The sequence below is a fragment of the Comamonas squillarum genome (assembly GCF_025309455.1).
GTDB classification, from domain to species: domain Bacteria; phylum Pseudomonadota; class Gammaproteobacteria; order Burkholderiales; family Burkholderiaceae_C; genus Comamonas; species Comamonas squillarum.
The window spans coordinates 2,006,451-2,031,735 of record NZ_CP104377.1 but is presented as its reverse complement, the minus strand read 5'-3'; the positions used below and the strand labels follow the sequence as shown (position 1 = coordinate 2,031,735).

At 66.3% G+C, this 25,285-nt stretch carries 26 protein-coding genes and 1 riboswitch; of the genes, 19 read left to right on the top strand and 7 right to left on the bottom strand.

Translation table 11 applies throughout. The features are described 5' to 3' along the window. The first annotated feature begins 54 nt into the window (after positions 1-54). The 3 genes from N4T19_RS09500 (at position 55) to N4T19_RS09490 (ending at position 3,502) form a co-directional block, all read left to right on the top strand. A complete protein-coding gene (locus tag N4T19_RS09500; RefSeq protein ID WP_116925828.1) occupies positions 55-1,071 on the top strand; it encodes a Bug family tripartite tricarboxylate transporter substrate binding protein in 1,017 nt (338 codons plus the stop codon). A 16-nt stretch (positions 1,072-1,087) separates the two neighbouring features. Then, positions 1,088-1,879, top strand: a complete 792-nt coding sequence (locus N4T19_RS09495) for an enoyl-CoA hydratase/isomerase family protein (protein ID WP_116925993.1) — start codon at positions 1,088-1,090, stop codon at positions 1,877-1,879. 66 nt (positions 1,880-1,945) lie between these two features. Beyond that, on the top strand, positions 1,946-3,502 hold the full coding sequence (locus N4T19_RS09490; RefSeq protein ID WP_116925829.1) for a malonate--CoA ligase: 1,557 nt from the start codon (positions 1,946-1,948) through the stop codon (positions 3,500-3,502). A 110-nt stretch (positions 3,503-3,612) separates the two neighbouring features. Here N4T19_RS09490 and N4T19_RS09485 read toward each other — a convergent pair whose 3' ends face one another. After that, a complete protein-coding gene (locus N4T19_RS09485; RefSeq protein ID WP_021027068.1) occupies positions 3,613-4,056 on the bottom strand; it encodes a universal stress protein in 444 nt (147 codons plus the stop codon). Between the two features lie 149 nt (positions 4,057-4,205). Next, on the bottom strand, positions 4,206-4,928 hold the full coding sequence (gene fnr, locus N4T19_RS09480; protein ID WP_116925830.1) for a fumarate/nitrate reduction transcriptional regulator Fnr: 723 nt from the start codon (positions 4,926-4,928) through the stop codon (positions 4,206-4,208). A gap of 151 nt (positions 4,929-5,079) precedes the next feature. Here fnr and hemN point away from each other — a divergent pair, with 151 nt between their 5' ends. After that, positions 5,080-6,462, top strand: a complete 1,383-nt coding sequence (hemN, locus tag N4T19_RS09475) for an oxygen-independent coproporphyrinogen III oxidase (protein WP_260720030.1) — start codon at positions 5,080-5,082, stop codon at positions 6,460-6,462. A 20-nt stretch (positions 6,463-6,482) separates the two neighbouring features. Here the strand turns inward: hemN and N4T19_RS09470 are convergent, their stop codons facing one another. From N4T19_RS09470 to N4T19_RS09460, 3 genes are all read right to left on the bottom strand, one after another. Further along, positions 6,483-7,304 (bottom strand): sulfite exporter TauE/SafE family protein, encoded by an 822-nt coding sequence (locus tag N4T19_RS09470; RefSeq protein WP_116925832.1) that lies wholly within the window; start codon positions 7,302-7,304, stop codon positions 6,483-6,485. A gap of 449 nt (positions 7,305-7,753) precedes the next feature. Then, positions 7,754-8,173, bottom strand: a complete 420-nt coding sequence (locus N4T19_RS09465; RefSeq protein ID WP_116925833.1) for a cell division protein ZapA — start codon at positions 8,171-8,173, stop codon at positions 7,754-7,756. Further along, complete coding sequence (locus tag N4T19_RS09460) at positions 8,173-8,388, bottom strand: PspA/IM30 family protein (protein WP_021027064.1); 216 nt, start codon at positions 8,386-8,388, stop codon at positions 8,173-8,175. The genes N4T19_RS09465 and N4T19_RS09460 overlap by 1 nt, the downstream gene beginning before the upstream one ends. Positions 8,389-8,427: 39 nt before the next feature. After that, positions 8,428-8,672: riboswitch (cobalamin riboswitch) on the top strand. A gap of 84 nt (positions 8,673-8,756) precedes the next feature. Here N4T19_RS09460 and N4T19_RS09455 point away from each other — a divergent pair. The 15 genes from N4T19_RS09455 to cobT all read left to right on the top strand — a co-directional run bounded on the left by N4T19_RS09455 (position 8,757) and on the right by cobT (position 23,484). Next, positions 8,757-10,655: a TonB-dependent receptor domain-containing protein gene (locus N4T19_RS09455; RefSeq protein ID WP_409935170.1), complete on the top strand. Its 1,899-nt coding sequence runs from the start codon at positions 8,757-8,759 to the stop codon at positions 10,653-10,655. 22 nt (positions 10,656-10,677) lie between these two features. Then, positions 10,678-12,099, top strand: coding sequence for a cobyrinate a,c-diamide synthase (locus tag N4T19_RS09450; protein WP_260720027.1), 1,422 nt, complete (start codon positions 10,678-10,680; stop codon positions 12,097-12,099). A 10-nt stretch (positions 12,100-12,109) separates the two neighbouring features. After that, positions 12,110-12,697: a bifunctional adenosylcobinamide kinase/adenosylcobinamide-phosphate guanylyltransferase gene (locus tag N4T19_RS09445; protein WP_260720025.1), complete on the top strand. Its 588-nt coding sequence runs from the start codon at positions 12,110-12,112 to the stop codon at positions 12,695-12,697. Positions 12,698-12,708: 11 nt separating this feature from the next. Continuing rightward, the gene (locus N4T19_RS09440) at positions 12,709-13,695 is read left to right on the top strand and encodes an ABC transporter substrate-binding protein (RefSeq protein WP_260720023.1); all 987 of its coding nucleotides are present in this window, start codon (positions 12,709-12,711) and stop codon (positions 13,693-13,695) included. A gap of 77 nt (positions 13,696-13,772) precedes the next feature. Continuing rightward, positions 13,773-14,750: a FecCD family ABC transporter permease gene (locus N4T19_RS09435; protein ID WP_313900091.1), complete on the top strand. Its 978-nt coding sequence runs from the start codon at positions 13,773-13,775 to the stop codon at positions 14,748-14,750. After that, entirely contained in the window at positions 14,750-15,568 is an 819-nt protein-coding gene (locus tag N4T19_RS09430) for an ABC transporter ATP-binding protein (RefSeq protein WP_260720020.1), read from the top strand. The genes N4T19_RS09435 and N4T19_RS09430 overlap by 1 nt, the downstream gene beginning before the upstream one ends. A 63-nt stretch (positions 15,569-15,631) precedes the next feature. Continuing rightward, positions 15,632-16,201: a cob(I)yrinic acid a,c-diamide adenosyltransferase gene (gene cobO, locus N4T19_RS09425; RefSeq protein WP_260720018.1), complete on the top strand. Its 570-nt coding sequence runs from the start codon at positions 15,632-15,634 to the stop codon at positions 16,199-16,201. A gap of 22 nt (positions 16,202-16,223) precedes the next feature. After that, positions 16,224-16,925 (top strand): 5,6-dimethylbenzimidazole synthase, encoded by a 702-nt coding sequence (gene bluB / locus N4T19_RS09420; protein ID WP_260720016.1) that lies wholly within the window; start codon positions 16,224-16,226, stop codon positions 16,923-16,925. Next, positions 16,922-18,016 (top strand): adenosylcobinamide-phosphate synthase CbiB, encoded by a 1,095-nt coding sequence (cbiB, locus tag N4T19_RS09415; protein ID WP_260720015.1) that lies wholly within the window; start codon positions 16,922-16,924, stop codon positions 18,014-18,016. The genes bluB and cbiB overlap by 4 nt, the downstream gene beginning before the upstream one ends. Further along, positions 18,009-19,010: an aminotransferase class I/II-fold pyridoxal phosphate-dependent enzyme gene (locus tag N4T19_RS09410; protein ID WP_260720013.1), complete on the top strand. Its 1,002-nt coding sequence runs from the start codon at positions 18,009-18,011 to the stop codon at positions 19,008-19,010. Before cbiB ends, N4T19_RS09410 begins: the two co-directional genes overlap by 8 nt. Before the next feature lie 52 nt (positions 19,011-19,062). Further along, positions 19,063-19,848, top strand: a complete 786-nt coding sequence (locus tag N4T19_RS09405) for a HipA family kinase (RefSeq protein WP_116925996.1) — start codon at positions 19,063-19,065, stop codon at positions 19,846-19,848. Further along, positions 19,835-20,239: a DUF3037 domain-containing protein gene (locus N4T19_RS09400; RefSeq protein WP_116925842.1), complete on the top strand. Its 405-nt coding sequence runs from the start codon at positions 19,835-19,837 to the stop codon at positions 20,237-20,239. The genes N4T19_RS09405 and N4T19_RS09400 overlap by 14 nt, the downstream gene beginning before the upstream one ends. Then, entirely contained in the window at positions 20,236-21,690 is a 1,455-nt protein-coding gene (locus N4T19_RS09395) for a cobyric acid synthase (RefSeq protein ID WP_260720011.1), read from the top strand. The genes N4T19_RS09400 and N4T19_RS09395 overlap by 4 nt, the downstream gene beginning before the upstream one ends. 124 nt (positions 21,691-21,814) lie before the next feature. Then, on the top strand, positions 21,815-22,252 hold the full coding sequence (locus tag N4T19_RS09390) for a hypothetical protein (RefSeq protein WP_021025181.1): 438 nt from the start codon (positions 21,815-21,817) through the stop codon (positions 22,250-22,252). A gap of 149 nt (positions 22,253-22,401) precedes the next feature. After that, a complete protein-coding gene (cobT, locus tag N4T19_RS09385) occupies positions 22,402-23,484 on the top strand; it encodes a nicotinate-nucleotide--dimethylbenzimidazole phosphoribosyltransferase (RefSeq protein WP_260720009.1) in 1,083 nt (360 codons plus the stop codon). Positions 23,485-23,500: 16 nt separating this feature from the next. Here the strand turns inward: cobT and nth are convergent, their stop codons facing one another. Continuing rightward, positions 23,501-24,154: an endonuclease III gene (nth, locus tag N4T19_RS09380; RefSeq protein WP_116925845.1), complete on the bottom strand. Its 654-nt coding sequence runs from the start codon at positions 24,152-24,154 to the stop codon at positions 23,501-23,503. Positions 24,155-24,214: 60 nt separating this feature from the next. Then, the gene (locus N4T19_RS09375; RefSeq protein WP_116925846.1) at positions 24,215-25,252 is read right to left on the bottom strand and encodes a lipoprotein N-acyltransferase Lnb domain-containing protein; all 1,038 of its coding nucleotides are present in this window, start codon (positions 25,250-25,252) and stop codon (positions 24,215-24,217) included. Positions 25,253-25,285: the final 33 nt, after the last annotated feature.

Genomic DNA, 25,285 nt, shown 5'->3' with positions numbered 1-25,285 from the left:
GGCGCGCGCAGGCGGGTGTGCGTGGATCTTTAAAAATAACCGTTAGGAGACAAGATGACCAAGAGCAATACACCTTCCCCGTCCAGAAGACGAACTGTCCTGGGCCTGGCCGCTGGCATGGCGGGCAGCGCGCTGCCCGCCTGGAGCTGGGCCAGTGCGGCCGCTGCGCGCGACTGGCCGAGCAAGCCGGTGACCTGGGTGGTGCCCTTTCCTGCAGGGGGTGGCACCGATGCCTTTGCGCGGCCGCTGTCCTCGCAGTTCTCGAAAATCTCGGGCAAGACCCTGGTGATCGACAACAAGGGCGGCGCAGGCGGCACCCTGGGGGCCAGCTTTGCCGCGCGCCAGCCCTCCGATGGCTACCATTTCTTTATGGGCGGCACCCACCATGTGATTGCGCCCTCGGTCTATCCCCGGCTTGATTACGACATTCAGAAGGACCTGGTGCCGCTGGCCTTGCTGGCGACGGTGCCGCAGGTGCTGGTGGTCAACCCCAAGCGGGTGACGGCGGCCAATATGCAGCAGCTGCTGGCCCAGCTCAAGGCCAACCCGGGCAAGATGAGCTTTGCCTCGGCTGGCGCCGGCACCAGCCACCACCTGGCCGGCGAGCTGTTCAAGATCCAGAGCCAGACCGACATCCTGCATGTACCCTACAAGGGCGCGGGCCCGGCGCTGCAGGACCTGATTGCCGGCAATGTGGACATGCTGTTCGATGGCCTGGGCTCGTCGGCCGCGCATATCGCCGCCGGGCGCATCAAGTGCCTGATGGTCTCGGGCAGCCAGCGCAACCCCTCGCTGCCCGATGTGCCCTGCGCTGCCGAAGTCGGCTTGCCCGACTACAACGTGACCACCTGGTACGGCCTCTGGGCCATCAAGGGCACCTCGCCCGAGCTGCAGGCGCGCATGTTCGAAGAGGCCAAGCGCATGGGCGCCTCCGAAGAAATCAAGGCCATCTGGGCCAAGAATGGTGCGGAATATGGCAGCATGACGCAGCCGCAGTTTGCCGCCTTTGTGGCCGATGAGGTCAAGCGCTGGGCCGAGGTGGTCAAGGCCTCGGGCGCGAAGATTGAATGACAAGAGGAGCGAGATGATGGCGGGGCAGGTTCGTGTGCAATCGTGGGTGGCGGGCGAAGAGGCATCCCGCGCGCAGGCCGTGCGCGTGGTGCTGAACCATGCGGGCAAGCGCAATGCCATGTCGCGCGCCATGTGGCGCCAGCTGCGCAGCGTGTTTGAGGACCTGCAGCGCCAGCCCGGGCTGCGCTGCATCGTGCTGCAAGGCGAGGGCGAGGCCTTTTGTGCCGGTGGCGATATCTCGGAGTACGCCGACTTTCGCTTTGCCCCAGAGAGCCTGGCCGCCTTCCACGAAGGCGAGGTCTGGCCGGCGCTCAACGCCATGCTGCAATGCGATGTGCCGTTGGTGGCCGCCATTGAAGGCGCCTGCATGGGCGCGGGCGTGGAGCTGGCCAGCTGCTGCGACATGCGCCTGGCGGCCGACACCGCCCAGTTTGGCGCGCCGATTGCCAAACTGGGCTTTCCGATGGCACCCAAGGAGGCGGCGTTGGTGCTGAGCCAGGTGGGGCCTGCCAAGACGCGGCAGATGCTGCTGGAGGCAGCGCTCTTTGGCGCCGACCAGATGCTGGCCTCGGGCTTTTTGAGCCAGGTTCACCCCGCTCAAGACCTGCAGGCCCAGCTGGAACGCAGCGTGGCCCGCATCTGCGGCCTGGCGCCCCAGGCTGCCCGCATGACCAAGCAGCTGCTGCGTGCACTGGCCGAAGGCGATGCCCAGGCCCCGGTGCTGCAGCAGCCCTATGCCTATGCCGATTCGGCAGAACACCGCGAAGGCATTGCCGCCTTTGTCGACAAAAGAGCAGCCCAGTTTTGACCGTGCCTGCGCTGGCCACCGGCCGGGCCGCAGGCGCCAAGGAAACCACCAACCAAGTAGACAAACATGACCAACGACAACCTGTTCTGCGCCCTGCGCGCGGCCTTTCCTGAGGACCTCGATGCCATCGCCGTGGAGACCACGTCGGCCAGCGGTGAGCCGCTGAACTACAGCTGGCGCGATCTGGACCGCATGAGCGCGCGCATCGCCAACCTGCTCGATTCGCTGAATATTCCTTCCGGCAGCCGCGTGGCGGTGCAGGTGGAAAAGTCGGTCGAAGCGATGGCGCTATACCTGGCCACCTTGCGTGCCGGCCATGTGTTTCTACCGCTCAACACCGCCTACCAAAGCGCCGAGATCGAGTACTTTGTCACCAATGCCGAGCCGGCCGTTGTGGTCTGCTCACCGGCCAACTTTGGCTGGGTCTCCAAGATCGCCTTCCAGTGCGGCACGCAAAGCGTGTTCACCCTGGGCGATGACCGCAGCGGAACCTTGCTGGAGCGTGCGGTGCACTGCGCCGATGCACACACGCCTGCGCAGAAATCTGCCGACGACATGGCCGCCATCCTCTACACCAGTGGCACCACTGGGCGCAGCAAGGGTGCGATGCTCAGCCACGGCAACCTGCTGAGCAATGCCGTCATGCTCAAGGACTACTGGGGCTGGAAAAAGGGCGATGTGCTGATCCATGCGCTGCCGATCTTCCATGTGCATGGCCTGTTTGTCGCGATCCATGCGGCCTTGCTCAATGGCAGCAAGATGATCTGGTTTGCCAAGTTCGAGCCCAAGGCGGTGATTGCCGCGATGGCGCGGGCGACGGTCTTCATGGGCGTGCCGACCTTGTATGTGCGCCTGCTGGCCGAGCCGGGCCTGACCAAGGCAGCGGCCCAGCACATGCGTCTGTTCATCTCCGGCTCGGCGCCGTTGCTGATCGAGACCTTCCGCGACTGGCAGACCCGCACCGGCCACACCATCCTGGAGCGCTATGGCATGAGCGAGACCATCATGCTGGTCTCCAACCCCTACCAGGCCGATGCCCGCCATGGCGGCCAGGACGAGCGCCGGGGCGGCACGGTGGGCTTTGCGCTGCCGGGTGTGGGCGTGCGGGTGCAGGGCGATGACGGCCAGGCGCTGGGCGCCGACGAGATCGGCCATATCCAGGTGCAAGGCCCCAATGTGTTCAGCGGCTACTGGCGCATGCCCGAGAAGACCGCGCAGGAGTTCACTGCCGACGGCTGGTTCAAGACCGGCGACGTAGGCAAGATCGATGCGCGCGGCTATGTGACCATCGTCGGCCGCAGCAAGGACCTGATCATCTCCGGCGGCTACAACGTCTACCCGGCCGAGATCGAGGGCTTCATCAACGAACTGCCGGGCGTCGCGGAAAGCGCGCTGGTCGGCGTGCCGCACCCCGATTTTGGCGAAGTGGGTGTGGCGGTGGTCATTGCCAAGGCGGGCCAACCGCTCGATGCCGACGGCATCATTGCGACCTTGAAAAAGCAGCTGGCCAATTTCAAGATTCCCAAGCGCTGCTTTGTCGTGGGCGAGCTGCCACGCAACACCATGGGCAAGGTGCAAAAGAACCTGCTGCGCGACCAGTACCAGGACCTGTTCAAGGGCTGATGCGCCTATGGAGGCGGCATGCGCCGCCATGACAAAACCCTCGCGCTGTGGCCGCTCAGAAGCTGCCGCAGGCGAGGGTTTGCTATGGGGATGATGCGGTTATACGGCGATCAGCGCAGTACCAGCACCGGTATCGTGGCATGGGTCAGTACATGCTGTGTTTCGCTGCCCAGCAGCAGGCGCTTCAAGCCCCGGTAGCCGTGCGATGCCATGACGATCAGGTCGCAGTTTTCCTTCTTCGCCGTCTCCAGCAGCGCCTCGGCAATCATGTCGGACTTGATCACCAGGGTCTTGATGGGCACGCCGGTCGCGGCGCCTTCGGCCACCACCTTATCGACAATGCCTTGCGCTGCGCGTTCCCAGCCATCCTCGATGCGCGCAATGTCATCGGGGTTTTGCATGGTGCTGCCTTCGAAGTAGCTGCGCGGGTAGTTGGGCGAGATGTTGACGGCAGTCACCGTGGCATGGCTCAGCTTGGCAAGCGCCAGTGCGTGGCGCACGGCCTTCTCGGACAGCTCAGAGCCATCGGTGGCAAGCAGGATATGTTGGTACATGGCAGGCTCCTTTCAGGTCAGACATGGGGCAGGGCTGTGGGTGGCAGCCTTGCCGTGGATGCAACTCAGAGCATCGCCGCTTGCGGCTTGAGCGGATGTCGGATCAGACCGCGTTTGTATCCGCTGGCGGAGCGACTTGGAACAGGGTCTTAAGCCGAGCAGGCCTGGGTGTTGATCAGGCCCTGGAGCTTGTCGGTGTCCAGAATGCGCACATGGCGCTGCTTGACCTCGATGATGTTCTCCTCGGCAAACTTGGAGAAGGTGCGGCTGACGGTCTCGAGCTTGAGGCCCAGGTAGCTGCCGATTTCCTCGCGCGTCATGCGCAGGATCAGCTCATGCTGCGAAAAGCCCCGGGCATGCAAGCGCTGCACCAGGTTCAGCAAGAAGGCGGCCAGGCGCTCTTCGGCGCGCATGCTGCCCAGCAGCAGCATGACGCCATGCTCGCGCACGATCTCTCGGCTCATGACCTTGTGCACATGGTGCTGCAAGGCGGTCACCTCGCGCGACAGGTCTTCGAGCGAGGAGTAGGGCATCACGCAGACCTCGGCATCTTCGAGCGCAATCGCGTCGCAGGAATGGCGGTCGTTGACGATGCCGTCCAGGCCGATGATCTCACCCGCCATCTGGAAGCCGGTGACCTGGTCGCGCCCGTCTTCGGTGGCGATGCTGGTCTTGAAGAAACCGGTGCGTATCGCATACAAGGAGGTGAAGGTCTCACCGTTGCGGAACAGCGCGCTGCCGCGCTTGATCTTGCGCCGGGTGGCGACGATCTCGTCGATGCGCTCCATCTGTTCGGCCGACAGTCCCACGGGCATGCACAGCTCGCGCAAATTGCAGCTGGAGCACGCTACTTTGATGGAGTTGGATGTCATGTATCAATACCCGTGAACAACTATTCAGATAGGAACGACGTTCCTTGGATGGGCCTATTGTGCGTGCTGGCGCCCAGAGGCTTCTTGATGTACATCAAGGACGCGTGGCAGGCCTTGGGGCACATTGGGGCGTCCGCTAGGAAGAAGAACCATGATTTCCCTGACCCCCGAACTGCTGTGCCGTTTTGATGTTCCCGGCCCCCGTTACACCTCGTATCCTACCGCAGACCGATTTGTTGAAGCCTTTGCTGCGAATGAGTACAAGCTGGCGCTGGCGCAACGCGGCACCGGTCTGGCGGGCCGGCTGTCGCCGCTGTCCTTGTATGTGCATGTGCCGTTCTGCGCCTCGCTGTGCTACTACTGCGCCTGCAACAAGATCATCACCAAGCACGCCGAGCGGGCCGACGAATACCTGGATTACCTCGAGCGCGAGCTGGACCTGCAACTGGCCCATGTCAGCGCCCGCCCGACCATCAGCCAACTGCACCTGGGTGGGGGCTCGCCCACCTTCCTGACCGATGCCGGCCTCAGCCGCCTGATGGATATGGTCAAAGAGCGTTTTCATCTGCAGCCCGGTGGCGAGTACGCGATCGAGGTCGACCCGCGCACTGTGAGCGGCGAGCGCCTGCAGCACCTGTACCGGCTCGGCTTCAACCGGCTGAGCTTTGGCGTGCAGGACTTTGACCCGCTGGTGCAAAAGGCGGTGCACCGCGAGCAGCCCGCTGACCAGGTGTTTGCCTTGGTCGAGCAGGCGCGCGCTATCGGCTTTGAATCCATCAATATCGATTTGATCTATGGTCTGCCCCAACAAAGCCCGGCCAGCTTTGTGCGCACCATGGAGCAGGTCAACGCGCTGCGGCCCGACCGCATTGCGCTGTATGCCTATGCGCACCTGCCCGAGCGCTTCAAGCCCCAGCGCCGCATCCAGGCCCAGGACCTGCCCAGCCCCGCCGACAAGCTGGCGATGCTGGCCCAGGCCCTGGCGGCGCTGGAAGCCGCCGGTTATGTGTATGTGGGCATGGACCATTTCGCCTTGCCCGACGATGCCTTGGCGGTGGCCAAGCGCCAGGGCCGCCTGCACCGCAACTTTCAGGGCTACAGCACCCAGCCCGATTGCGATCTTATGGCGCTGGGCGTGTCAGCCATCGGACGCATTGGCGCCACCTACAGCCAAAATGCCAAGACCCTGGAGGAGTACTACGACCTGATCGACCAGGGCCAGATTCCCGTGGTGCGTGGGCTGGCACTGACGCGCGACGACCTGCTGCGCCGCACGGTGATCATGGGCCTGATGTGCCAGGGGTGCCTGGCGATTGAATCGCTGGAGCAGGCCTGGCTGATTGATTTTGCGCAGTACTTTGCCGCCGAGCTGGCCCAGCTGCGTGAGCTGCAGGAGCAGGGCCTGGTGCAGCTGAGCGACGAATCGATCAATGTGACCGAGCTGGGCTGGTACTTTGTGCGTGGCGTCGCCATGGTGTTTGACAAGAACCTGCAGGCCGACCGCAACCGGGCGCGCTTCTCGCGGATTATCTGAGGGCAGGGCGTGGGCAGGCCTCAGCCCTGCCAGGCCGCCAGGCTCTTGTAGAGCATGTAGAGCGCCAGGCACAGCAAGATGCCGCCAAAGATCTTCTTGAGCTGGCCCACCGGCAGCCGGTGCGCGGCGCGGGCGCCCAGCGGCGCGGTCAGCACGCTGCAGGTGGCAATGGCGGCCAGGCCGGGCAGCCAGATATAACCCAGCGAATGCGGTGGCAGCCCCTGCAGGTGCAGGCCGGCCACCATGAAGCCGATGACATTGGTGACCGCAATCGGAAAGCCCAGCGCCGAGCTCGTGGCTACCGCGTTGTGCATCGGCACGCTGCACCAGGTCATGAAAGGCACGCTGATGAAGGCGCCGCCCGCGCCCACCAGGCCCGAGAGGCAGCCGATCACGCCACCCGCAGCCAGCTGGCCGGCCGTGCCCGGCATGGCGCGCATGGCCTGGCTATTGGGCTTGCGGAACATGCGCAGTGCCGAGTAACCAATGAACAGGCCAAAAAACAAACCCAGGTAGCTGCCCTTGAGCACCGCAAAAATACCCAGGCTGGCCAGCAGGCCGCCCAGCACAATGCCCGGGGCCAGGCGTTTGACAAGGTCCCAGCGCACCGCGCCATGCTGGTGGTGGGCGCGCACGCTGGACATCGAGGTGAAGACGATGGTCGCCATCGAGGTGGCAATCGCCATCTTGATCGCCAGCTCCGGCGCCACGCCCTGGGTGCCCAGGATGTAGGTGATGAAGGGCACCAGCACCATGCCGCCGCCAATGCCCAGCAGGCCCGCCAGAAAACCGCCGATCAGGCCCAGAAACGACAGCGGCAGCAAAACAAGAGGATCAGTCATGGCGCGCAGTAAAAAGGCCACCTGAAACAGGTGGCCTGAAACCCCGCTGTCGCGGAGAGGAGAAGACAGGTTGGGCGGAGCCTGCCCGAAAAAATCAGGTGTTCGCAGCGGATCCACTGGACCGTCATCCTGAACCGGGGGTTCAGGTGGGCGAGGGCAACCTATCGTTGGGTTCATCTGACGCGAGACGATCACGCTCAATAGGTAATGTACCAAGCCCGTGCTCGTAGAGCATTGGTTCAAGGAACTATAAAGTCCAGCAGGGCTGCGAACGCTTTCATTGTAATCGCTCGCGCCTGCCGCACCCACCAAAACTGCAATTCAATGTGCCTGGATTGGTCAAAAAAGATAGCTGGTTAGCCAGATTGAGCAATGGGTGGCGTGATATTTTGCAGCCAGGCATTGCATGGCGCGGCAATCTGGTGTTGGCGCCTGCTCGCGGCAGTGCCTCAAGCGCTGGTGCCCAGGGTGTCGGCCGGTTGCGCGGGGGCCGGCGCCAGCGCCGCGTCCAGCCGTTGCATCACCGACTGCACACGGGGCGCATCCCAGTCCAGGCTCGCCTGGTCCCCAGGGGCGGTCTGGGCCTGGACCTCAACCATCGCGGCAGACTGCGCAGCAGCTTGCGCTTGCAGGGCGTCTGCGGTCTGGCTGAGCTGGCTGTTTTGCACTTGCAAATCAAGCAGGTCAAAAGCGACATTGAGGGCCGCCAGCACAGCGATGCGCTCGCGGCCACGGATCTTGCCCGCGTCGCGGATGCCGCTCATGGCCTCATCGACATGCTTGACGGCAGCCAGCAGACGTGCTTCCTGGCCTTCGGGGCAGCCCAGCATATAGCTTTGCTGCATGATGTGTACTTCCAGCTGTTTCATCATTCGTCCTGGTCAAAGGTCTTGGGCAGGCGTTCGATCAGTGCATCCACGCGGGCGCGGGCCGCTGTCAGGCGCGATTGGAGGGAGTCGCGCTCCTGGGTCAGGGTGGTGACTTGCTCTTGCAATTGGGCGTGGGCGCGTTGCAAAGCCTCATGACGGCTCAGCAGTGCCTCCACCCGCTCAAGCATCAGATCCATAGAAGGCGTAGTGGCCATAGAGAGACAGTCTTCTTAAGTGCGCAATGGGTTTAACGCTAAAATTGTACCCGTTGGTGCTCGCCCCAGTGGTTCACATGGGGGCAGTTCAACGGGAAGCAGGAGCGCCGCTTGTGCCCTACAAGCCTTACGCAACCTGCGCTGCCCCCGCAACGGTAAGCGATGGTTGGCTTTTGCGCCATCCACAGCCACCACTATGCCACTGAATACCTTGAACAAGTGTTTGGGAAGGCGTGTGCTGTGTCATCGCCAGCCCGGATACCGGCCAACAATAGTGGAGGCGCGTGGCTGAGGCCTTGCCGCGGCTTCCGTGTTCCCCATTGCCGGCGGGGAGGCTGGCGCGGGGTGGTTCATCACCAACTCAGTGCATGTTTTCCTCTGCTTTTTCGACACGCCCCTTCGCGCGTCCCGCGCTTGCGCCCCGCTCGCGCACCCTCCATACCCCCCGTTTTTTGGCCTTGGCCATCGCAGCGGCGCTGCCCCTGTTTGCGCTGCCAGCACAGGCGCAGCAGGCCCCAGCCGCCCTGGAAACAGAGGGTAAAAACCTGCAAGAGATGGTGGTGACCGCCAACCGCATCGAGCAGCCGCTGTCCGATCTGGTGGCCGACATGTCTATCATCGATGCGCAGACCATCGAGCGCCAGGGCCCGGGCAGCGTGGCCGATGTGCTCGCGCGCGTGCCGGGCATCCAGATTTCGCGCAACGGCGGGCCGGGCACGACGACCAGCGTGTTCATGCGTGGCGCCGATTCGCGCTTTACCGCTGTCTATGTCGACGGCGTGCGCATGGACTCGCAATCGACTGGCGGCGCCTCCTGGCAATCGATTCCGCTGGCGCTGATCGATCGCATCGAAGTGCTGCGCGGCCCGGCCGCTGCCGTCTACGGCTCGGACGCGATGGGCGGCGTAGTGCAGATCTTCACCAAGAAAGGTGAGGGCGCGCCCCAGCCCTATGTCGGCCTGGGCTTTGGCAACCGGGGCACGTTCACGGCCGAGGCCGGTATCTCCGGCGGCGCCGACGGCTGGGATTACGCGCTGGGTCTGAACCGCTCGCAGACCGATGGCTTCAATGCCCGCACCGTGGCCACCGCCAACCCAGACGAGGACGACTACCGCAGCAATGCGGTCAGCGGCCGCCTGGGCTACCAGCTCAACGGCCAGCACCGGCTCGAAGCCACCTTGCTGGCCAGCGATGTGAACTCGGGCTACGACAGCAGCCTGACCGAGGACGACCGCAGCCTCAACAAGATGTTTGCGCTGGGCCTGAACTGGCAGGCGCAGTGGACCGAGCACTACAGCACCAAGCTGCAGTTCAGCCAGTCGCGCGACTATTACGAGACCCGGCCCTCGCCCTACCAGACGGACACGCGCCTGCATAACTACCTGTTCCAAAATACCTGGCGCCTGGGCGTCCACACCTTGACGGCCGCACTTGAGCGGCGTGACGACGCGCTGACGAATGGCGGCATTGACCGCGACCGCCACCAGAATGCGCTGGCGCTGGGCTATGGCCTGAACTCCGGCCCGCACACGGTGCAGCTGAACCTGCGCCGGGATGACGACAGCGAGTTTGGCGGCAAGACCACCGGCAGCGCTGCCTATGGCTATGCCTTTGCGGCAAACTGGCGCGCCACCGCGACGGTAGGCACGGCCTTCCGCGCGCCCACGCTCTACCAGCGCTTTAGCGAATACGGCGACGCATCGCTGCAGCCCGAGAAAAGCCGCAATGCCGAGCTGGGCCTGCGCTGGGCGCAGGGTGCCGACAGCTTCTCGGCCACGGCCTACCGCAACCGGGTCACCAACCTGATCAACTTCTCGTCGCCCGGCAGCTGCGACAGCGCATTCGGCTGCTATGCCAATGTGGGCAAGGCACGCCTGGAAGGCATCACCTTGGCGGCCACGACCAAGCTGGGCGCGTTCAACCTGCACGGCTCGGTCGACTTCCAGAACCCGCGCGATACCGAAAACGACAAGCTGCTGGCGCGCCGCGCCAAGCGCTATGCCACCCTGGGCGCCGAGACGCGTGCAGCCGGTTGGACCTGGGCGGCCGACCTGCAGACCAGCGCCAAGCGCTTTGACAATGCCGCCAACATCAATGTGCTGGGCGGCTACACCTTGTTCAACCTGTCAGCGCAGACCGAGGTGGCCAAGGATGTGAACCTGATCGCCCGTATCAACAACCTGGCCGACAAGCGCTACCAGACCGCACGCACCTATGCCACCGAAGGTCGCAGCGTGTATGTGGGTGTGAAGTGGATGCCGCGCTGAGCGCAGAGGGGATAAGCCAGCCATGACAGACACGACGGTTCAGGACCGCCCAACGGCCGCTTGCGTGGCACTGCTGATTGCGGCGCCCGCATCGGGCCAGGGCAAGACCACGGTGACGGTAGCCTTGGCGCGCCTGCATGCCCGCCAGGGCCGGCGGGTCCAGGTGTTCAAATGCGGCCCGGATTTTCTCGATCCGCAGTGGCTGCGCCTGGCCAGCGGCCAGCCCGTGCATGCGCTGGACCGCTGGATGAACGGTGAAGTGGATGTGCGCGCACGCCTGTTTCAGGCCGCGCAAAGCAACGATGTGCTGCTGATCGAAGGCGTGATGGGCCTGTTCGATGGTGCCAACAGCGCGGCCGAGCTGGCCAAGTCGCTGGGCATCTCCGCTGTGGTGGTGGTCGATGCATCGGCCATGGCCGCTACCTTTGGCGCCATTGCCCATGGCTTGCAGCACTATGACCCAGGCCTGCAGCTGGCCGGTGTGCTGGCCAACCGCGTGGCCACTGCCCACCACGGTGAGATGCTGCGCAGCGGCCTGCGCGACCCGGCACTGTGGCTGGGCGCGATGCACCAGGTGAGCCTCGATGCTGCGAAACCGCGCGCCAACCTGCTGCCCGAGCGCCACCTGGGCCTGGTGGCAGCCCATGAGCTGCACGACGCTGCCGAGCGCCTGGATGCCGCCGCCGACGTGCTGGCGCAAACGCCGCTGGGCCAGCTGAGCTGGCAGGAGTGGCAGCAGCGCTGGACGGTGGCCTTTACCGCGCCTGCTGTTGCCGCCCCGGTGCCCGCCTGGCTGGCCGGGCGCCGCATTGCCGTCGCCCGCGATGCCGCTTTCAGCTTTATCTACACCGCCAATCTGGAATGCCTGCAGGCCATGGGCGCCGAGCTGGCCTTTTTCTCGCCGATCGCAGGCGACCGCCTGCCCGCCTGCGATGCGCTGTGGCTGCCTGGCGGCTACCCGGAGCTGCACCTGCCCGCGCTCAAGGCCAATGCCGGCTTGCAGCTGGATCTGCAGGCGCACCTGGAACAGCGCAAACCCGTCTGGGCCGAATGCGGCGGCATGGTGGCACTGGCCGAGGGGCTGACCGACCTGGACAGCCGCTGGCACAGCTTGTGGGGCTTGCTGCCAGCGCAGGCCGTGATGCACCAGCGCCTGGCGGGTCTGGGCATGCAGCAGCTGCTGACGCCCTGGGGCATGCTGCGCGGCCATACCTTTCACTATTCCAAACTGCAGAGTGAGGCCCTGGAAGTGGCGCGCAGCAGCCGCCCGGGCCAGGCGGCCGAGAGCGGCAAGGGCGAAGCCGTCTACCAGCAGGGCAGCATCCATGCGAGCTATTTCCATGCCTGGTTTCCCTCGTGCCCGCAGGCCGTAGCGGCCTTGCTGGGGGTGGACATGCCGGTGGTCGATCCGCAGGCCTGGCACCGTGAGGCGTTGAACGCCTAAGATGCGCGGCATGGATGACTCTCTTTTCCACGTTGATGGAGCGCCGCTGAAGCTCTTGCTGCTGGGCGGGCAGAAATCGGGCAAATCACGCCAGGCCGAGCTGCTGGCGCGCGCCTGGCTGCAGGCCGATGCCGGCCGCAGCGCCAGCCTGGTCGCCACCGGCACCGCGTATGACGCCGAGATGCACGAGCGCATTGCGCGCCACCAGCGTGACCGCCGCGCCCGCGTGCCGCAACTGGCCACCGTGGAGGCGCCGCGCGACGTCGCCCAGCAGCTGCTGGCGAGCAGCCGGCCCGAACACCTGCTGGTGGTCGACTGCCTGACCCTGTGGCTCACCAACTGGTTGATGCCGATGGAGACTCCTGCGCTTTCACCTGCGCAAGCCTGGCAGGTACAGTGCGATGCCTTTGTCGCTGCCCTGCAGGCCGCACCGGGGCCTGTCATTTTGGTCAGCAATGAGATTGGCCTGGGTGTCATTCCGATGGGCCGCGAGGTGCGCGCCTTTGTCGATGCGCTGGGTCTGCTCAACCAGCAAGCGGCAGCGGCCTGCAACCGCGTGCAACTGATGGCGGCGGGCTTGCCGCTGCAGATGAAATGATGGCCTTGTTGATGGCTCCCCGACCCCTTTTGCGGCAGGCACTGGCCCGTGTGGCGCTGATGCTCGCGTTGCCGATGGCCCAAGCTGCGCCGTCCGCCAGCGTCGATGAACTGCGCCTGCAACCCTTTGCCAATGCGCCGGTCTGGAAAGACCAGGACCTGGTTGCTCCCGTGGCCATCGTCGACGACCGGGGCCGCAAGGTCCAGCTGGCGCAACCACCGCAGCGCATCGTGAGTCTTCTGCCGTCGCTCACCGAGAGCACCTGCGCGCTGGGACTGTGTGAGCGCCTGGTGGGGGTGGACCGCTATTCGGACTGGCCCGCCTCGGTCAAGAAACTACCGGTGGTGGGCGGCGGTCTGGACCCGAGCGTTGAATCCGTGGTGGCGCTCAAGCCCGATGTGGTGCTGCTGTCCGATGCCTCCAAGGCGGCAGAGCGCTTGCAGGCCCTGGGCCTGAAGGTGGTGGCGCTCGATGTGAAGTCCAAGGCCGATATCCACCGCGTGCTGGGCACCCTGGGCCAGCTCCTGGGCGTGCCCCAGGCGCAGGGCGCTGACCGGGTCTGGCACGCGCTGGAATCGGGCATTGATGCGGTGGTGCGCGACCTGCCCGAGCGCACGCGCCATAGCCGGGTCTACTTTGAGGTGAGCCGCGGCCCTTATGCGGCCGGCCCCCAGTCCTTTATTGGCGAGACCCTGACCCAACTGGGCGTGGACAATGTCGTGCCCGCTGAGCTGGGCCCGTTTCCCCGGCTGAGCCCCGAGTTTTTGCTGCGCGCCCAGCCCGATGTGATCATGCTGGGCAACCGCAGCATGCAGGCTGCCACCAGCTACCCGGGCTGGCACAACCTCCAGGCCGTCAAGGCCGGGCGGGTCTGTGTGTTTACGGATGAAGAGTCGTATGCGATCGTGCGCCCAGGCCCGCGCATGGCCCAGGCGGCGGCGCTGATGGCGCGCTGCCTGGCCGACAAGGCACCGGGCAAGGCTGCGGTGGCGCGCTGATGGCTGCTTTTCCCACCTCAGCACCCGCATCCGCAGCGCAGCGCGAGGCGGCGCCCGGCCTGCGCCGCAGTGCCTGGCTGGCGCTGGTGCTGCTGGTGCTCAGCGCCTTGCTGCTGCTTGTCGGCGCCAGCGTCGGCAGCACCGGTTGGGAGAGCGTGTTGCGCATGCGCGACGACCCGACTTCCTGGCAGATCGTCGTCGATATCCGCCTGCCGCGCTCGCTGGGCGCCTGGCTGGCTGGTGGCCTGCTGGGCCTGGCGGGGGCTGTCGCTCAGGGCCTGTTTCGCAACCCGCTGGCCGATCCCTATTTGCTGGGCAGTGCGTCTGGCGCCTCGCTGGGCAGCGCATTGGGCCTGGTGCTGCTGGGCTCGTCCGTCACCAGCCTGAATCTGCTCTACCGCCTGGGCATGACCGGCATGGCCTTTGTGGGTGCCGCCTGCGCGGTGGCGCTGACGGTGGTGCTGGCGCGCAATGTGCAAAACACCTTGCGCCTGTTGCTGGCCGGCGTGATCGTGGGCGTGGTGCTGGGCGCCATGCGTGATCTGCTGGAGCTGCGCCACCCCGATATTCTGCAGGCGATGCAGGCCTTTACCCTGGGCACCTCGGCCTTTGTCGGCTGGGAGGGCTGCGCGCTGATGGCCGGCGTGCTGCTGGTCTGCGTGCTGGCCACCTGGTGCTGCGCCCGCCTGCTCGATGGCCTGACCCTGGGCGAGGCGACGGCCGCCAGCCTGGGCTTGCCACTGGCCCCGTTGCGCTATGGCCTGGTGGCCGTGCTGGCCCTGGCCACCGGCACCTCGGTGGCGCAGACTGGCCTGATCGCCTTTGTCGGCCTGGCCGCCCCGCACTTGGTGCGCAGCCTGGTGCAGGTGGGCCATGGCCGCAGCACCGTGCTGGCTGCCGCGATGGGTGGCGTGCTGCTGCTGGCCGCCGATATCTTGGCGCGCTGGCTGGTGGCCCCGCAGGAGCTGCCGGTGGGCGTGCTGACCGCCGCGCTGGGCGGCACTTACCTGCTCTGGCGCATGCACCGCAGCACCCGGTCGGCAGGGGGGCTGTGATGCAAACTCCGAACTCTGCTGCGCTGAGCGCCACCAATATCCACGCCGCTGTGCATGCAAGGCCGATTCTGCAAGGCGTCAATGCCCAGTTTGCGCAAGGCCGCTGGACCAGCATTGTCGGCCCCAATGGCGCGGGCAAATCCAGCCTGCTCAAGGTGCTGGGCGGTTTGTGGCCGGCGGCACAGCTGCAGGGCGAGGTAGCACTGCTGGGCAAGGATTTGCAGCGCTGGCCGCGCAAGCAGCGCGCCCAGGCGCTGGCCTGGCTGGGCCAGGGCGAGGTGGTGACGCAAGAGCTGACGGTGATGGATGTGGCCATGCTGGGCCGCCTGCCGCACCAGCCCTGGTTTGCAGCGCCCAGCCGCGAAGACCATGCGGTGGTGGAGCAATGCCTGCGCGCAGCCCATGCCTGGGACTGGCGCCACCGGCCGGTGGCCGAACTCTCGGGCGGCGAGCGCCAGCGCGTGCTGCTGGCCCGGGCCATGGCCGTGCAAGCCCAGGTACTGCTGATGGATGAGCCGCTGGCCAACCTGGACCCACCGCACCAGACCGACTGGGTGGACAGCATGCGGGCCTTGACCGCCCAGGGCATCACCGTGGTCAGCGTGCTCCACGAGATATCAGTGGCGCTGCTGGCCGACCATATGCTGGTGCTGCAGGCCGGCCGGGTGCTGCACCAGGGCCGCTGCGACGACCCGGCCACGCATGCCGCGCTGGAGGCGGTGTTTGACCACCGCATCCAGGTGCGTGCCATCGATGGCGTGTGGATGGCCTTGCCGCGCACCGCCACGGTAGTGCAAGCCCCTGAGCGCCTGCGCTGAATCCCTGTGAAGCCGGGCCTGGCCCAGTTTCCAAAGACACAACGACTCAACGAAAGACTTCCGATGCAGATTGAAACACCACCCAGCGAAAAGCCTTATGAAAAGCCCGAGGGCGAGCGCCGTGGCCTGGTGATCGTCAACACCGGCGATGGCAAGGGCAAGACCACGGCGGCCTTTGGCCTGGCGTTCCGCGCCACGGGCCGGGGCAAGGCCGTGAAGGTCTACCAGTTCATGAAGGTGCCGACCGCGCGTTTTGGCGAGCACCGCCTGTCTGAGAAGGTGGGCCTGCCGGTCGAAGGCCTGGGCGATGGCTTCAGCTGGAAGAGCCGCGATCTGGAGCACAGCGGCCAGCTGGCGCGCGAAGGCTGGGAAAAGGCCAAGGCAGCCATCCTCTCGGGTGAGTATTTCCTGGTGGTGCTCGATGAGGTCACCTACCCGCTGATCTACGGCTGGCTGCCCTTGCAAGAGGTGCTGGACACCCTGGCCGCGCGCCCCAAGGAGGTGCATGTCTGCATCACCGGCCGGCGCTGCCCGCAGGAGATCATCGATGCGGCCGACACGGTCACCGAGATGACGATGATCAAGCATGCGTTCAAGGCCGGCATTCCGGCGCAGCGCGGCATTGAAGACTGAGGCCCCGCAGCCGATTGCTGGCATGAGCGACTCCCACTCCGCCCCCATCAACGCTCCCACCATTGCCGCGACAGCCTTTAGTGAGGCTGAGCGCGCAGCGGTCTACCGCGCCATCCATGAGCGGCGCGACATGCGCCACTTTGCCGGCGGCCAGGTGGACGATGCCGTCCTGCTGCGCCTGCTGCGGGCGGCGCACCATGCGCCCAGCGTTGGCTTTATGCAGCCCTGGCGCTTTATCCGGGTGCGCGATGCGCAGATGCGCGGCCGCATCCATGCGCTGGTTGAAGAGGAGCGGCTGCGCACCGCCCAAGCCTTGGGTGCGCGCGAGGCCGACTTTATGCAGCTCAAGGTGCAGGGTGTGCTGCAGGCGGCCGAGGTGCTGGTGGTGGCCATGCCGCCGGGGCGCGAAGCCCATGTGTTTGGCCGCCGCACCTTGCCCGAGATGGATGTGGCCAGCACCGCCTGCGCGATCCAGAACCTGTGGCTGGCGGCGCGTGCCGAGGGGCTGGGGATGGGCTGGGTATCGCTGTTCGAACCCCAGGCGCTGGCGCAGCTGCTGGCCATGCCCGCAGGTGCGCATCCGTTGGCCGTGTTGTGCCTGGGCCCTGTAGAGGCCTTTTATGCCGAGCCCATGCTGCAGCAAGAGCGCTGGGCCAGCCGCGCGCCCTTGCAGGACATGCTGATGGACGGGTGCTGGCAGCCAAACCAAGGGACGCAGCCATGAGCGATGGCGGCCTGTGGTCGCTGGCACTGGCCGGTGGCAGCCCGCTGCTGCAACTGGTCCCGGCCTTGGCGGATGCTGGCCCTGCCGTGCCCTGGCAGGCGCCGATGGCGGCCTTGCTGGCGGTCTTGGTGGCCTTGCTGGTGGATCGGCTTTGGGGCGAGCCGCCAGTGCGGCTGCACCCTGTTGTCTATATGGGCCAGCTGCTGGGCATGCTGGGCCAGGGGATTGCGCCGCGCCAGGCGCTGGAGCGCGCTTACGGTCGCTTTGTGCTGGCGGCGCTGGCCTGGTGCATGCTGGCGGCGGGCGCCTGGCTGGTGTATGCGGCACTGCAGTGGCTGCTGCTGTTGGCGCCCTGGTGGCTGGGCGCACTGGGGGCGGGTCTGCTGCTCAAGCCCTTGCTGTCCTGGCGCATGCTGCGCAGCGAGGTGCTGGCGGTGGAGGCCGCGCTCGGCGAATCGCTGGACGCGGGCCGGGCCCGGCTGTCCTGGCTGGTGAGCCGCGATACCGCACAGCTCGAGGCAGCGACAGTGCGCGAGAGCGCGATCGAGACGCTGGCCGAGAACCTGAGCGACTCGGTGCTGGCGCCGCTGTTCTGGTTTGCCGTCGCCGGCCTGCCGGGTGCGGCGCTGTACCGGTTGGCCAACACGGCCGATGCGATGTGGGGCTACCCAGGCTGGCGCGGCCAGGGCGCTCAGCGCCGCCACTGGCAGTGGGCGGGCAAATGGGCGGCACGGGCCGATGATGTGCTGAACTGGCTGCCGGCCCGCATCACCGCAGCCTGGCTGGCCGCGTTGGCGGGCGGCCTGTCCTGGTCCGGCCTGCGGCGCGATGCGGCGGTCACGCCATCGCCCAATGGCGGCTGGCCGATGAGCGCGATGGCGCGGGCGCTGGGCCTGCACCTGTCCAAACCCGGTGTGTACCAGCTCAACCCGCAAGGCCGGCCTCCGCAGGCCCAGGATGTGCAGCGGGCGCTGGCCCTGGCGGGCCGGGTGGTGTGGGCACAGGCACTGTGCGCCTTGTTGCTGGCCCTGGGTTTGGCGGTAAAGATAGCAATCGCCTCGATGGCGCAAGGAGCATTGGCCCATGGCTGATAACGAGCATGGTGGCACCGACGCCTTGGGCGTGCCGGCGCATGATTTTTCCACCAACCGCAATGCCTGCGGCCCCTGCCCGGAGGCGGTGGCCGCCTTGCAGGCCGCACACCTGGCGCAGTACCCCGACCCGCACTACACGGCGCTGCGCCTGCAGCTGGCGGCCTTCCATGCAGTGGCGCCCGAGCGCTTGGTCATTGGCGGCAGCAGCAGCGAGCTGATCCACCGCCTGACCCAGCATGCGCTGCGCCAGGGTGCCACGCAGGTGAGCCTGCCCCGCTACTCCTATGGCGACTATGCCCAGGCGGCGGAGGTGTGGGGCCTGCGCAGCAGCACCCGCAATCCGACTTGGGGCGAAGGCCTGCACTGGGCCTGCGAGCCCTCCAGCCCACTGGGCCGTGCCGAAGATATTTGGCAAGCGTTGCCTGCAGACGCTAGCCACCATGGCCTGGTGCTCGATTGCGCCTACCGGCCGCTGTGGCTGGAGGGCCCTGCGCCGCCACGCGACATGGCCGCGCTGTGGCAGCTGTGGACGCCCAACAAGGCACTGGGCATGACGGGGGTACGCGCTGCCTATGCGATTGCACCTGAGGACACGGCACAGGCGCAGATTGATGCACTGCGGGCGCTGGCGCCTTCCTGGGTGGTGGGTGCCCATGGCGTGGCCATGCTGCAGGCCTGGGTGACGCCCGAGGTGCAGGCCTGGCTGGCCCGCAGTCTGGACACCTTGCGCCACTGGAAGGGCCGGCAGCTGGCGCTGTGCGAGCGCCTGGGCTGGGCGGTGCTGCCCGGCCACCAGGCCAATTACTTTGTCGCGCGCCTGCCGCTGGCGCAGGCAGACCTGCCCGCGCGACTGGCAGCATTGCGCAGCCAGGGCATCAAGCTGCGCGATGCCCGCAGCTTTGGCCTGCCCGGCCATGTGCGCCTGGGCGTGATGGCGCCGGTGGCGCAGGCGGCGCTGGCGCGGGTCTGGCTGTCGCTGGCAGATGCATAGCGAGGACATGCGGCAACCGCTACCATTTGGTATGGATTTACAAACTTTGCAACTGCGCACCGTCTTGGTCGAGCGCTATGTGACGCCGCTGCGCGAGGGCGGCTCAATGCCGGCCGTCGTCGAGGCGGACGATCTGGGCCTGTATGTGCTCAAGTTCCGGGGCGCTGGTCAGGGCGTGCGCGCGCTGATGGGCGAGCTCATTTGCGGCGGCATCGCCCGCGCGCTGGGCCTGCCGCTGCCCGAGCTGGTGCTGGCCCTGCTGCACGCCAAGCTCGCGCAAACCGAGCCCGACCCCGAGATCCAGGACCTGATCCGGGCCAGTGATGGCCTCAATGTTGGGCTGGATTACCTGCCCGGCTCGGTCAATTTTGACCCGGCCGTCGATGCGGTGAGCATTGACTTCGCCTCGCGCCTGGTCTGGTTCGATGCGCTGGTCAGCAATGTGGACCGCACGGCCCGCAACACCAATATGCTGATGTGGCAGCGCAAGCCCTGGCTGATTGACCACGGCGCGACCCTGACCTTCCACCATGCCTGGGATGGCACGGTGGCCGACCCGGCCAAGCCCTTTGCGCCGATTGCCGACCATGTGCTGCTGGCCCAGGCCAGCCAGCTGGCCGAGGTGGACGAGGCCCTGGCCGCACAACTGACCGAGCCGGTGCTGAGCGCCATTCTGGCCACGGTGCCCGACTGCTTTTTAGCCAAGGCGGCCGAGGACCGCAATAGCCCGCTGCTGGCCGATCCGCAGGCGCACCGCGCCGCCTATGTGAATTATTTTCTGGCCCGCCTGCAAGCGCGTGGCCGCTGGTTGCAAGGAGCCATCGATGCACGCGCATGATGTGTATGACTACGCTATCGTGCGCGTGGTGCCCCGGGTCGAGCGGGAGGAGTTCATCAACGCCGGCGTGATTGTGTCCTGCCAGCGCAGCGGCTATCTGCAGGCAGCGATGGCGCTCGATGAGGCGCGGCTGCTGGCGCTCGATCCAGAAGTCGATCTGCAGGCCGTCTACCGCCACCTGGGCAGCATTGTCGCTATCTGCGCCGGCGTGCCCGAGGCCGGGCCCATCGGCCAGCTGCCATACCGCGCGCGCTTCCACTGGCTGACGGCCAAGCGCAGCAGCATGATCCAGACTTCGCCCGTGCACACGGGGCTGTGCGCCGATGCGGGCTCGGCGCTGGAGCGCATCATGGCGCGCATGGTGCTGCCGCTGGGCAGCGTGCAGCGATGAGCGCGCGCTGCATCATGGTGCTGGGCACCAGCAGTGGCGCGGGCAAAAGCTGGGTGGCCACGGCGCTGTGCGCCTGGTACCGGGCCCAGGGCTACAAGGTGGCGCCCTTCAAGGCGCAGAACATGAGCAACAACGCCCGCGTGGTGGCCACGCCGGATGGCCAGTGGGGCGAGATTGGCACCGCCCAGTACCTGCAGGCGCTCGCCGCAGGCGCCGTGCCCGATGTGCGCATGAATCCGTTGTTGCTCAAGCCCGAGGCCGACGCGCGCAGCCAGGTGGTGCTGTTTGGCCAGGTGGACGAGGCGCTGTCCAAAATGCCCTGGCGCGGCCGCAGCCTCCAGGTGTGGCCGCAGATCGCGCAGGCGCTCGATGCGCTGCGCGCCGAGAACGATGTGGTGGTGATCGAGGGAGCTGGGTCGCCCGCCGAGATCAATCTGCACAGCAGCGACGTGGTCAATATGCGCGTGGCGCGCCACTGCGATGCGCATTGCCTGCTGGTGGCCGATATCGACCGGGGCGGGGCCTTTGCCCACCTCTACGGCACCTGGGCGCTGCTGCCGCCCGAGGAGCAAAGCCTCATCCAGGGCTTTGTGCTCAACAAGTTTCGGGGCGATGCGGCCTTGCTGGCGCCGGCGCCGCAGATGCTGCAAGACATGACTGGTGTGCCCACGGTGGCCTGCATTCCGATGCAGTTCCAGCACGGCCTGCCCGAAGAAGACGGCGTGTTTGACGACCGGGGCAGTGGTGGTGCCGGGCAACCGGTGCACACCTGCATCGCCATCGTCGCCTACCCGCGCATCAGCAACCTCGACGAGTTCCAGCCGCTGCTGCAACTGCCAGGCGTGCGTGTGGTCTGGGCCCGCACGCCCGCGCAGCTGAGCGATGCGGACTGGGTGATTCTGCCGGGCAGCAAGGCCACCGCTGCCGATCTGGCCTGGATGCGCCAGCAGGGGCTGGATGCGGCTGTCGCCCGCCATGCGCAGGCGGGCAAACGGGTGCTGGGCATTTGCGGCGGCCTGCAGATGCTGGGCGAGGCGCTCGTCGATCTGCATGGCGTGGACGGAAATGCCGCCGGCCTGGGCCTGCTGCCGCTGGTGACGTTGTTTGCGCAGCAAAAGAATGTGCAGCCCACGCGCCTGCTGCTGCCTGCCGTGCAGGCGCCCTGGCAGGCCTTGAGCGGCCTGGTGGTGACGGGTTATGAAATCCACCACGGCCAGACCGAACTGCGCCCCGACATGCAGGCCGGCGCCGCCCAGCCCGCGCAGGAGCTGCTGCCCGGCCTGCTGTGGCAGGGCGGGGCGCCGCAGGTGCTGGGTACCTATGTGCATGGCCTGTTCGAGAATGCCACTGTCATCCATGCGCTGTTTGGCCACGATGCGCCCAGCCTGGACCAGGTCTTTGCGCGCATGGCCCAAGGGGTGGGCGAGTGGTTTGGAGGCCGCCTACCCTGAGTGGGCGGGGCCTTTGCCTGTAGGCCAAATATTGCAAGCACTGGCGGATTGGGCCGATAGGGGCGCGCTTGCAGCGCAGGCATGCTGTTTGTGTTGCTTCCCATCACCGATAAGGATGATCGCTATGAAAAACATGTTCCGCCAGTCTTTGCAAATGGCCGCGATGGCCCTCGCGCTGGGTACCGCCGGCTATGCCAGCGCCCAATCGGCACCGCCCCCTCCACCACCGCCTGCCAAGCACATGAAGCCCATGCCGCATGGCCCGCACGGTGCCCACCACAAGCGCGGTGAAATGCGCGGCGATGCCCGCGCCAACGCCGATGTGGCCGAAGGCAGCTCTAACGCCCGCGAAGCGGCAGCCGCTCGCCAGGCCGCACGCCAGGGCCAGTTGACCGATCCGGGTTCCAGCTTCCGCGAAAACGCCACCGCACGCTGCGCCGTCTTCAAGACCGATGAAGACCGCCGTGCCTGCGTCGGCCGCGTGGCCCAGGGCCAGGACAGTGGCTCGGTGCAAGGCGGTGGCATCTTGCGCGAGTACACCTATACGGTGCCTGCCAAGTAAGCCGACTGATATAGTCCATCAACGCTCTGCCCAGCTTTTGCTGCGCAGAGCGTTTTTGCATGGTTTGTGCGCGCCGGGCTGCAAACCGGGGCGGGCAGCGCGATACTGGCGGCTTGGCGTATCACCGTGCCCCGTTCTCTAGCTTGACCATGTCCGAATCCTCGTTCTCCCCGCTCATCCCTTCCATTGCCTCGATTGAGGACGCCGCCTTTCGCCAGCAAGTGCAGCAGCTGCTGGACAACAAGACCAAGCCGCTGGGCTCGCTGGGCTTGCTGGAGGCCCTCGCGCTGCGCATCGCCTCCATTCTGGGTAGCACCCAGCCCCGTCTGGCAGACCCCCAGATGGTGGTGTTTGCAGCCGACCATGGCCTGGTGGCGCAGGGCGTTTCGGCCTACCCGGCCGATGTGACCTGGCAGATGGTGGGCAATTTTCTGGCTGGCGGGGCGGCGGTGAGTGTGCTCTCGCGTCAGCATGGCGTGGCGCTGAATGTGGTCGACTGCGGCGTGGCCCGCGCTTTTGAACCCCAGAGCGATGCGTTGCCCCCAGGCACGCCGCGCCTGTGGCTGCGCAAGGTGGCTCCGGGCACGCAAGACAGCAGCCTGGGCCCGGCGATGGACATGGCGCAGTGCGAAGCGGCCATTGCCAATGGCCGCGCGCTGCTGCAGGCCTTGCCCGGCAATGCCTTGCTGCTGGGTGAGATGGGCATTGGCAACACCTCGAGCGCGTCGCTGCTGTTGGCGCGGCTGTGCAACCTGGATGTGGAAACCGTCACCGGCGCAGGTACCGGGCTGAGCGGCGAGGGCGTAGCCCGCAAGGCCGCCGTGCTGCGCCGGGTGCTGGCGCGCCATGCCGATGTGCACGAGCCCCTGGCCGTGCTGGCCGCGATGGGCGGGCTGGAAGTGGCCACAATGGTGGGCGCGGTGCTGCAGGCTGCGCTGGAGCGCCGCGTGATCGTGGTCGATGGCTTTATCACCAGCGCGGCCGTGCTGGTGGCCTCACGCCTGCAGCCCGCCGTGCTGGAGCGCTGCGTCTATGCCCACCGCTCGGGCGAGCCCGGCCATAGCCACTTGCTGGCGGCCTTGCAGGCCCAGCCTTTGCTCGACTGGCAGCTGCGCCTGGGCGAAGGCTCGGGTGCGGCGCTGGCCTGGCCGCTGCTGGAGTCGGCCTGCGCGATGCTGCGCGACATGGCCAGCTTTGCATCGGCGGGTGTCAGCACCCAGAGCAACGCTTGATGCCTTGCCGCTGCGATCAGCGCAGCGCGCCTTGCGGTGGCGGTGTCTTGGGCGAGAAATCGCAGTAGCTGCTGACCAGGCATTCCCAGCAGCGCGGCTTGCGCGCCTGGCAGACATAGCGGCCCAGCAGGATCAGCCAGTGGTGCGAATCGACGGCATAGTCGTCCGGCACGCGCTGCATCAGCTGCTTTTCCACCTCCAGCGGGTTCTTGCCGGGCGCCAGGCCGGTGCGGTTGCTGACGCGGAAGATATGGGTGTCCACCGCCATCGTCGGCTGGCCAAAGGCCACATTGAGCACCACATTGGCGGTCTTGCGGCCCACGCCGGGAAGCGCTTCGAGCGCCTCGCGCGTATCGGGCACCTGGCCGCCATGGCGTTCCACCAGAATGCGGCAGGTTTCCATCAGATGCTTGGCCTTGCTGCGGTACAGGCCGATGGTCTTGATATAGCCCTCCAGGCCTTCCAGCCCCAGCGCCAGCATGGCCTGGGGCGTGTTGGCGACCGGAAAGAGCTTGCGGGTGGCCTTGTTCACGCCCACATCGGTTGCCTGGGCCGACAGCAGCACGGCAGCGAGCAGCTCGAACACCGAGGTGTATTCCAGCTCGGTCTGGGGCGAAGGATTGGCCGCCTTCAAGGTGGCGAAGAAGGGTTGGATATCAGCGGTTTTCATCGTGTTGTTGTGCAGGCTCGGCTGCCATTATCTGGTAAGGCCTGAGCCTGGGTCCCTGCATCAGGGCTGCAGCGGCGCCTGCGGCACGCCCTGGCGGATGGCGGCCGAGAAATCCTCACCCGGGCGCACTGCCTTGGCGCGGGCGTTGATGTGCGCGGCCTCATGGATGGCCTCAAAGTCATGCGGGCGGGCGAGGGCGCCCAGGCTGTCCACATACTGGGGCAGGTAGCCGCTGGCCAGCAGGCGCCAGTCCATCGGCAGGCCTGGCACGATGCGGCGCACCATCTCGAACACGATGGTGGTGCAGTTGGCAAACAGCGTGTGGTAGAACTGCGGCGTCTCGACCAGCGCATTGGCCTTGTCCACATAGGCGATGAACAGCGAGCGCATCGCAGCGCGCGGCATGGCGACGCTGTAGAGGTAGACCTCTTCCCCGCGCATATTGCTGCGCACGCGCAGGATGTCGTGCTCATCGGCGGCGACCAGGCTTTGCTCGAACTGCTTGAAAAAGCCGCCTACGGCCGAGAACTGCTCGCCGCGCTCCTTGCGGATCTCCACCGAGAAGGTCAGGTAGCGGCGCGGGCCCTTGCCATCGTCAAAGCCAAAGGACACCAGGGTGTGGGCAATGGCCGGCCCCATCCAGTACGAGGTGCTCATGTCCACCGAGACGAGCTGGCGCAGGTCATAGTTGCGGTCTTCCCAGCGCGGGGTCGCCTTGCTTGCGGTCTGCCAGTCAAAATTGCGCACATTGTGCAGCTGCACCAGGTCGCCCTGCACTGTGCCCGACAGCTGCTGGGCTACATCCGGCGCCCATTTGCGCGTGTTGGACGGCTGGATGCTGGCCCACCAGGCCAGGATGCCCGCCAACAGCAGACCATAGATCAGCAAACCCCGGGGCGCACGCTGCTGCCACAGCAGGAAGATGCAGTACAGGCCCACCCCCACCCAGACCCCCAGCAGCAGACCCCGGGCCGAGCCCGACTTGACCGACTGTGCCAGCTGAAACCACAGCGCCCCGCAGGCCCAGACAACGCCTGCGAGCATGAGCAGCGAGGCCAGCAATTTGACCAAAACAATAAAGAAAGCGGCGATGCGCATGGTGACAAAATCCTTTGGACCGCAAGCATAGTC

Excerpts from the sequence above, each read along its gene's own strand:
- N4T19_RS09460 (WP_021027064.1), bottom strand. The coding sequence starts at position 8,388 with ATGGCCACTACGCCTTCTATGGATCTGATGCTTGAGCGGGTGGAGGCA.
- N4T19_RS09430 (WP_260720020.1), top strand. The coding sequence starts at position 14,750 with ATGCAAACTCCGAACTCTGCTGCGCTGAGCGCCACCAATATCCACGCC.
- N4T19_RS09485 (WP_021027068.1), bottom strand. The coding sequence starts at position 4,056 with ATGTACCAACATATCCTGCTTGCCACCGATGGCTCTGAGCTGTCCGAG.
- N4T19_RS09410 (WP_260720013.1), top strand. The coding sequence starts at position 18,009 with ATGGCTGATAACGAGCATGGTGGCACCGACGCCTTGGGCGTGCCGGCG.
- N4T19_RS09400 (WP_116925842.1), top strand. The coding sequence starts at position 19,835 with ATGCACGCGCATGATGTGTATGACTACGCTATCGTGCGCGTGGTGCCC.
- cobO (WP_260720018.1), top strand. The coding sequence starts at position 15,632 with ATGCAGATTGAAACACCACCCAGCGAAAAGCCTTATGAAAAGCCCGAG.
- cbiB (WP_260720015.1), top strand. The coding sequence starts at position 16,922 with ATGAGCGATGGCGGCCTGTGGTCGCTGGCACTGGCCGGTGGCAGCCCG.
- N4T19_RS09470 (WP_116925832.1), bottom strand. The coding sequence starts at position 7,304 with ATGACTGATCCTCTTGTTTTGCTGCCGCTGTCGTTTCTGGGCCTGATC.
- fnr (WP_116925830.1), bottom strand. The coding sequence starts at position 4,928 with ATGACATCCAACTCCATCAAAGTAGCGTGCTCCAGCTGCAATTTGCGC.
- N4T19_RS09495 (WP_116925993.1), top strand. The coding sequence starts at position 1,088 with ATGGCGGGGCAGGTTCGTGTGCAATCGTGGGTGGCGGGCGAAGAGGCA.
- N4T19_RS09440 (WP_260720023.1), top strand. The coding sequence starts at position 12,709 with ATGGCTCCCCGACCCCTTTTGCGGCAGGCACTGGCCCGTGTGGCGCTG.
- N4T19_RS09490 (WP_116925829.1), top strand. The coding sequence starts at position 1,946 with ATGACCAACGACAACCTGTTCTGCGCCCTGCGCGCGGCCTTTCCTGAG.
- N4T19_RS09450 (WP_260720027.1), top strand. The coding sequence starts at position 10,678 with ATGACAGACACGACGGTTCAGGACCGCCCAACGGCCGCTTGCGTGGCA.
- N4T19_RS09390 (WP_021025181.1), top strand. The coding sequence starts at position 21,815 with ATGAAAAACATGTTCCGCCAGTCTTTGCAAATGGCCGCGATGGCCCTC.
- N4T19_RS09500 (WP_116925828.1), top strand. The coding sequence starts at position 55 with ATGACCAAGAGCAATACACCTTCCCCGTCCAGAAGACGAACTGTCCTG.
- N4T19_RS09395 (WP_260720011.1), top strand. The coding sequence starts at position 20,236 with ATGAGCGCGCGCTGCATCATGGTGCTGGGCACCAGCAGTGGCGCGGGC.
- nth (WP_116925845.1), bottom strand. The coding sequence starts at position 24,154 with ATGAAAACCGCTGATATCCAACCCTTCTTCGCCACCTTGAAGGCGGCC.
- bluB (WP_260720016.1), top strand. The coding sequence starts at position 16,224 with ATGAGCGACTCCCACTCCGCCCCCATCAACGCTCCCACCATTGCCGCG.
- N4T19_RS09375 (WP_116925846.1), bottom strand. The coding sequence starts at position 25,252 with ATGCGCATCGCCGCTTTCTTTATTGTTTTGGTCAAATTGCTGGCCTCG.
- cobT (WP_260720009.1), top strand. The coding sequence starts at position 22,402 with ATGTCCGAATCCTCGTTCTCCCCGCTCATCCCTTCCATTGCCTCGATT.
- hemN (WP_260720030.1), top strand. The coding sequence starts at position 5,080 with ATGATTTCCCTGACCCCCGAACTGCTGTGCCGTTTTGATGTTCCCGGC.
- N4T19_RS09455 (WP_409935170.1), top strand. The coding sequence starts at position 8,757 with ATGTTTTCCTCTGCTTTTTCGACACGCCCCTTCGCGCGTCCCGCGCTT.
- N4T19_RS09465 (WP_116925833.1), bottom strand. The coding sequence starts at position 8,173 with ATGAAACAGCTGGAAGTACACATCATGCAGCAAAGCTATATGCTGGGC.
- N4T19_RS09445 (WP_260720025.1), top strand. The coding sequence starts at position 12,110 with ATGGATGACTCTCTTTTCCACGTTGATGGAGCGCCGCTGAAGCTCTTG.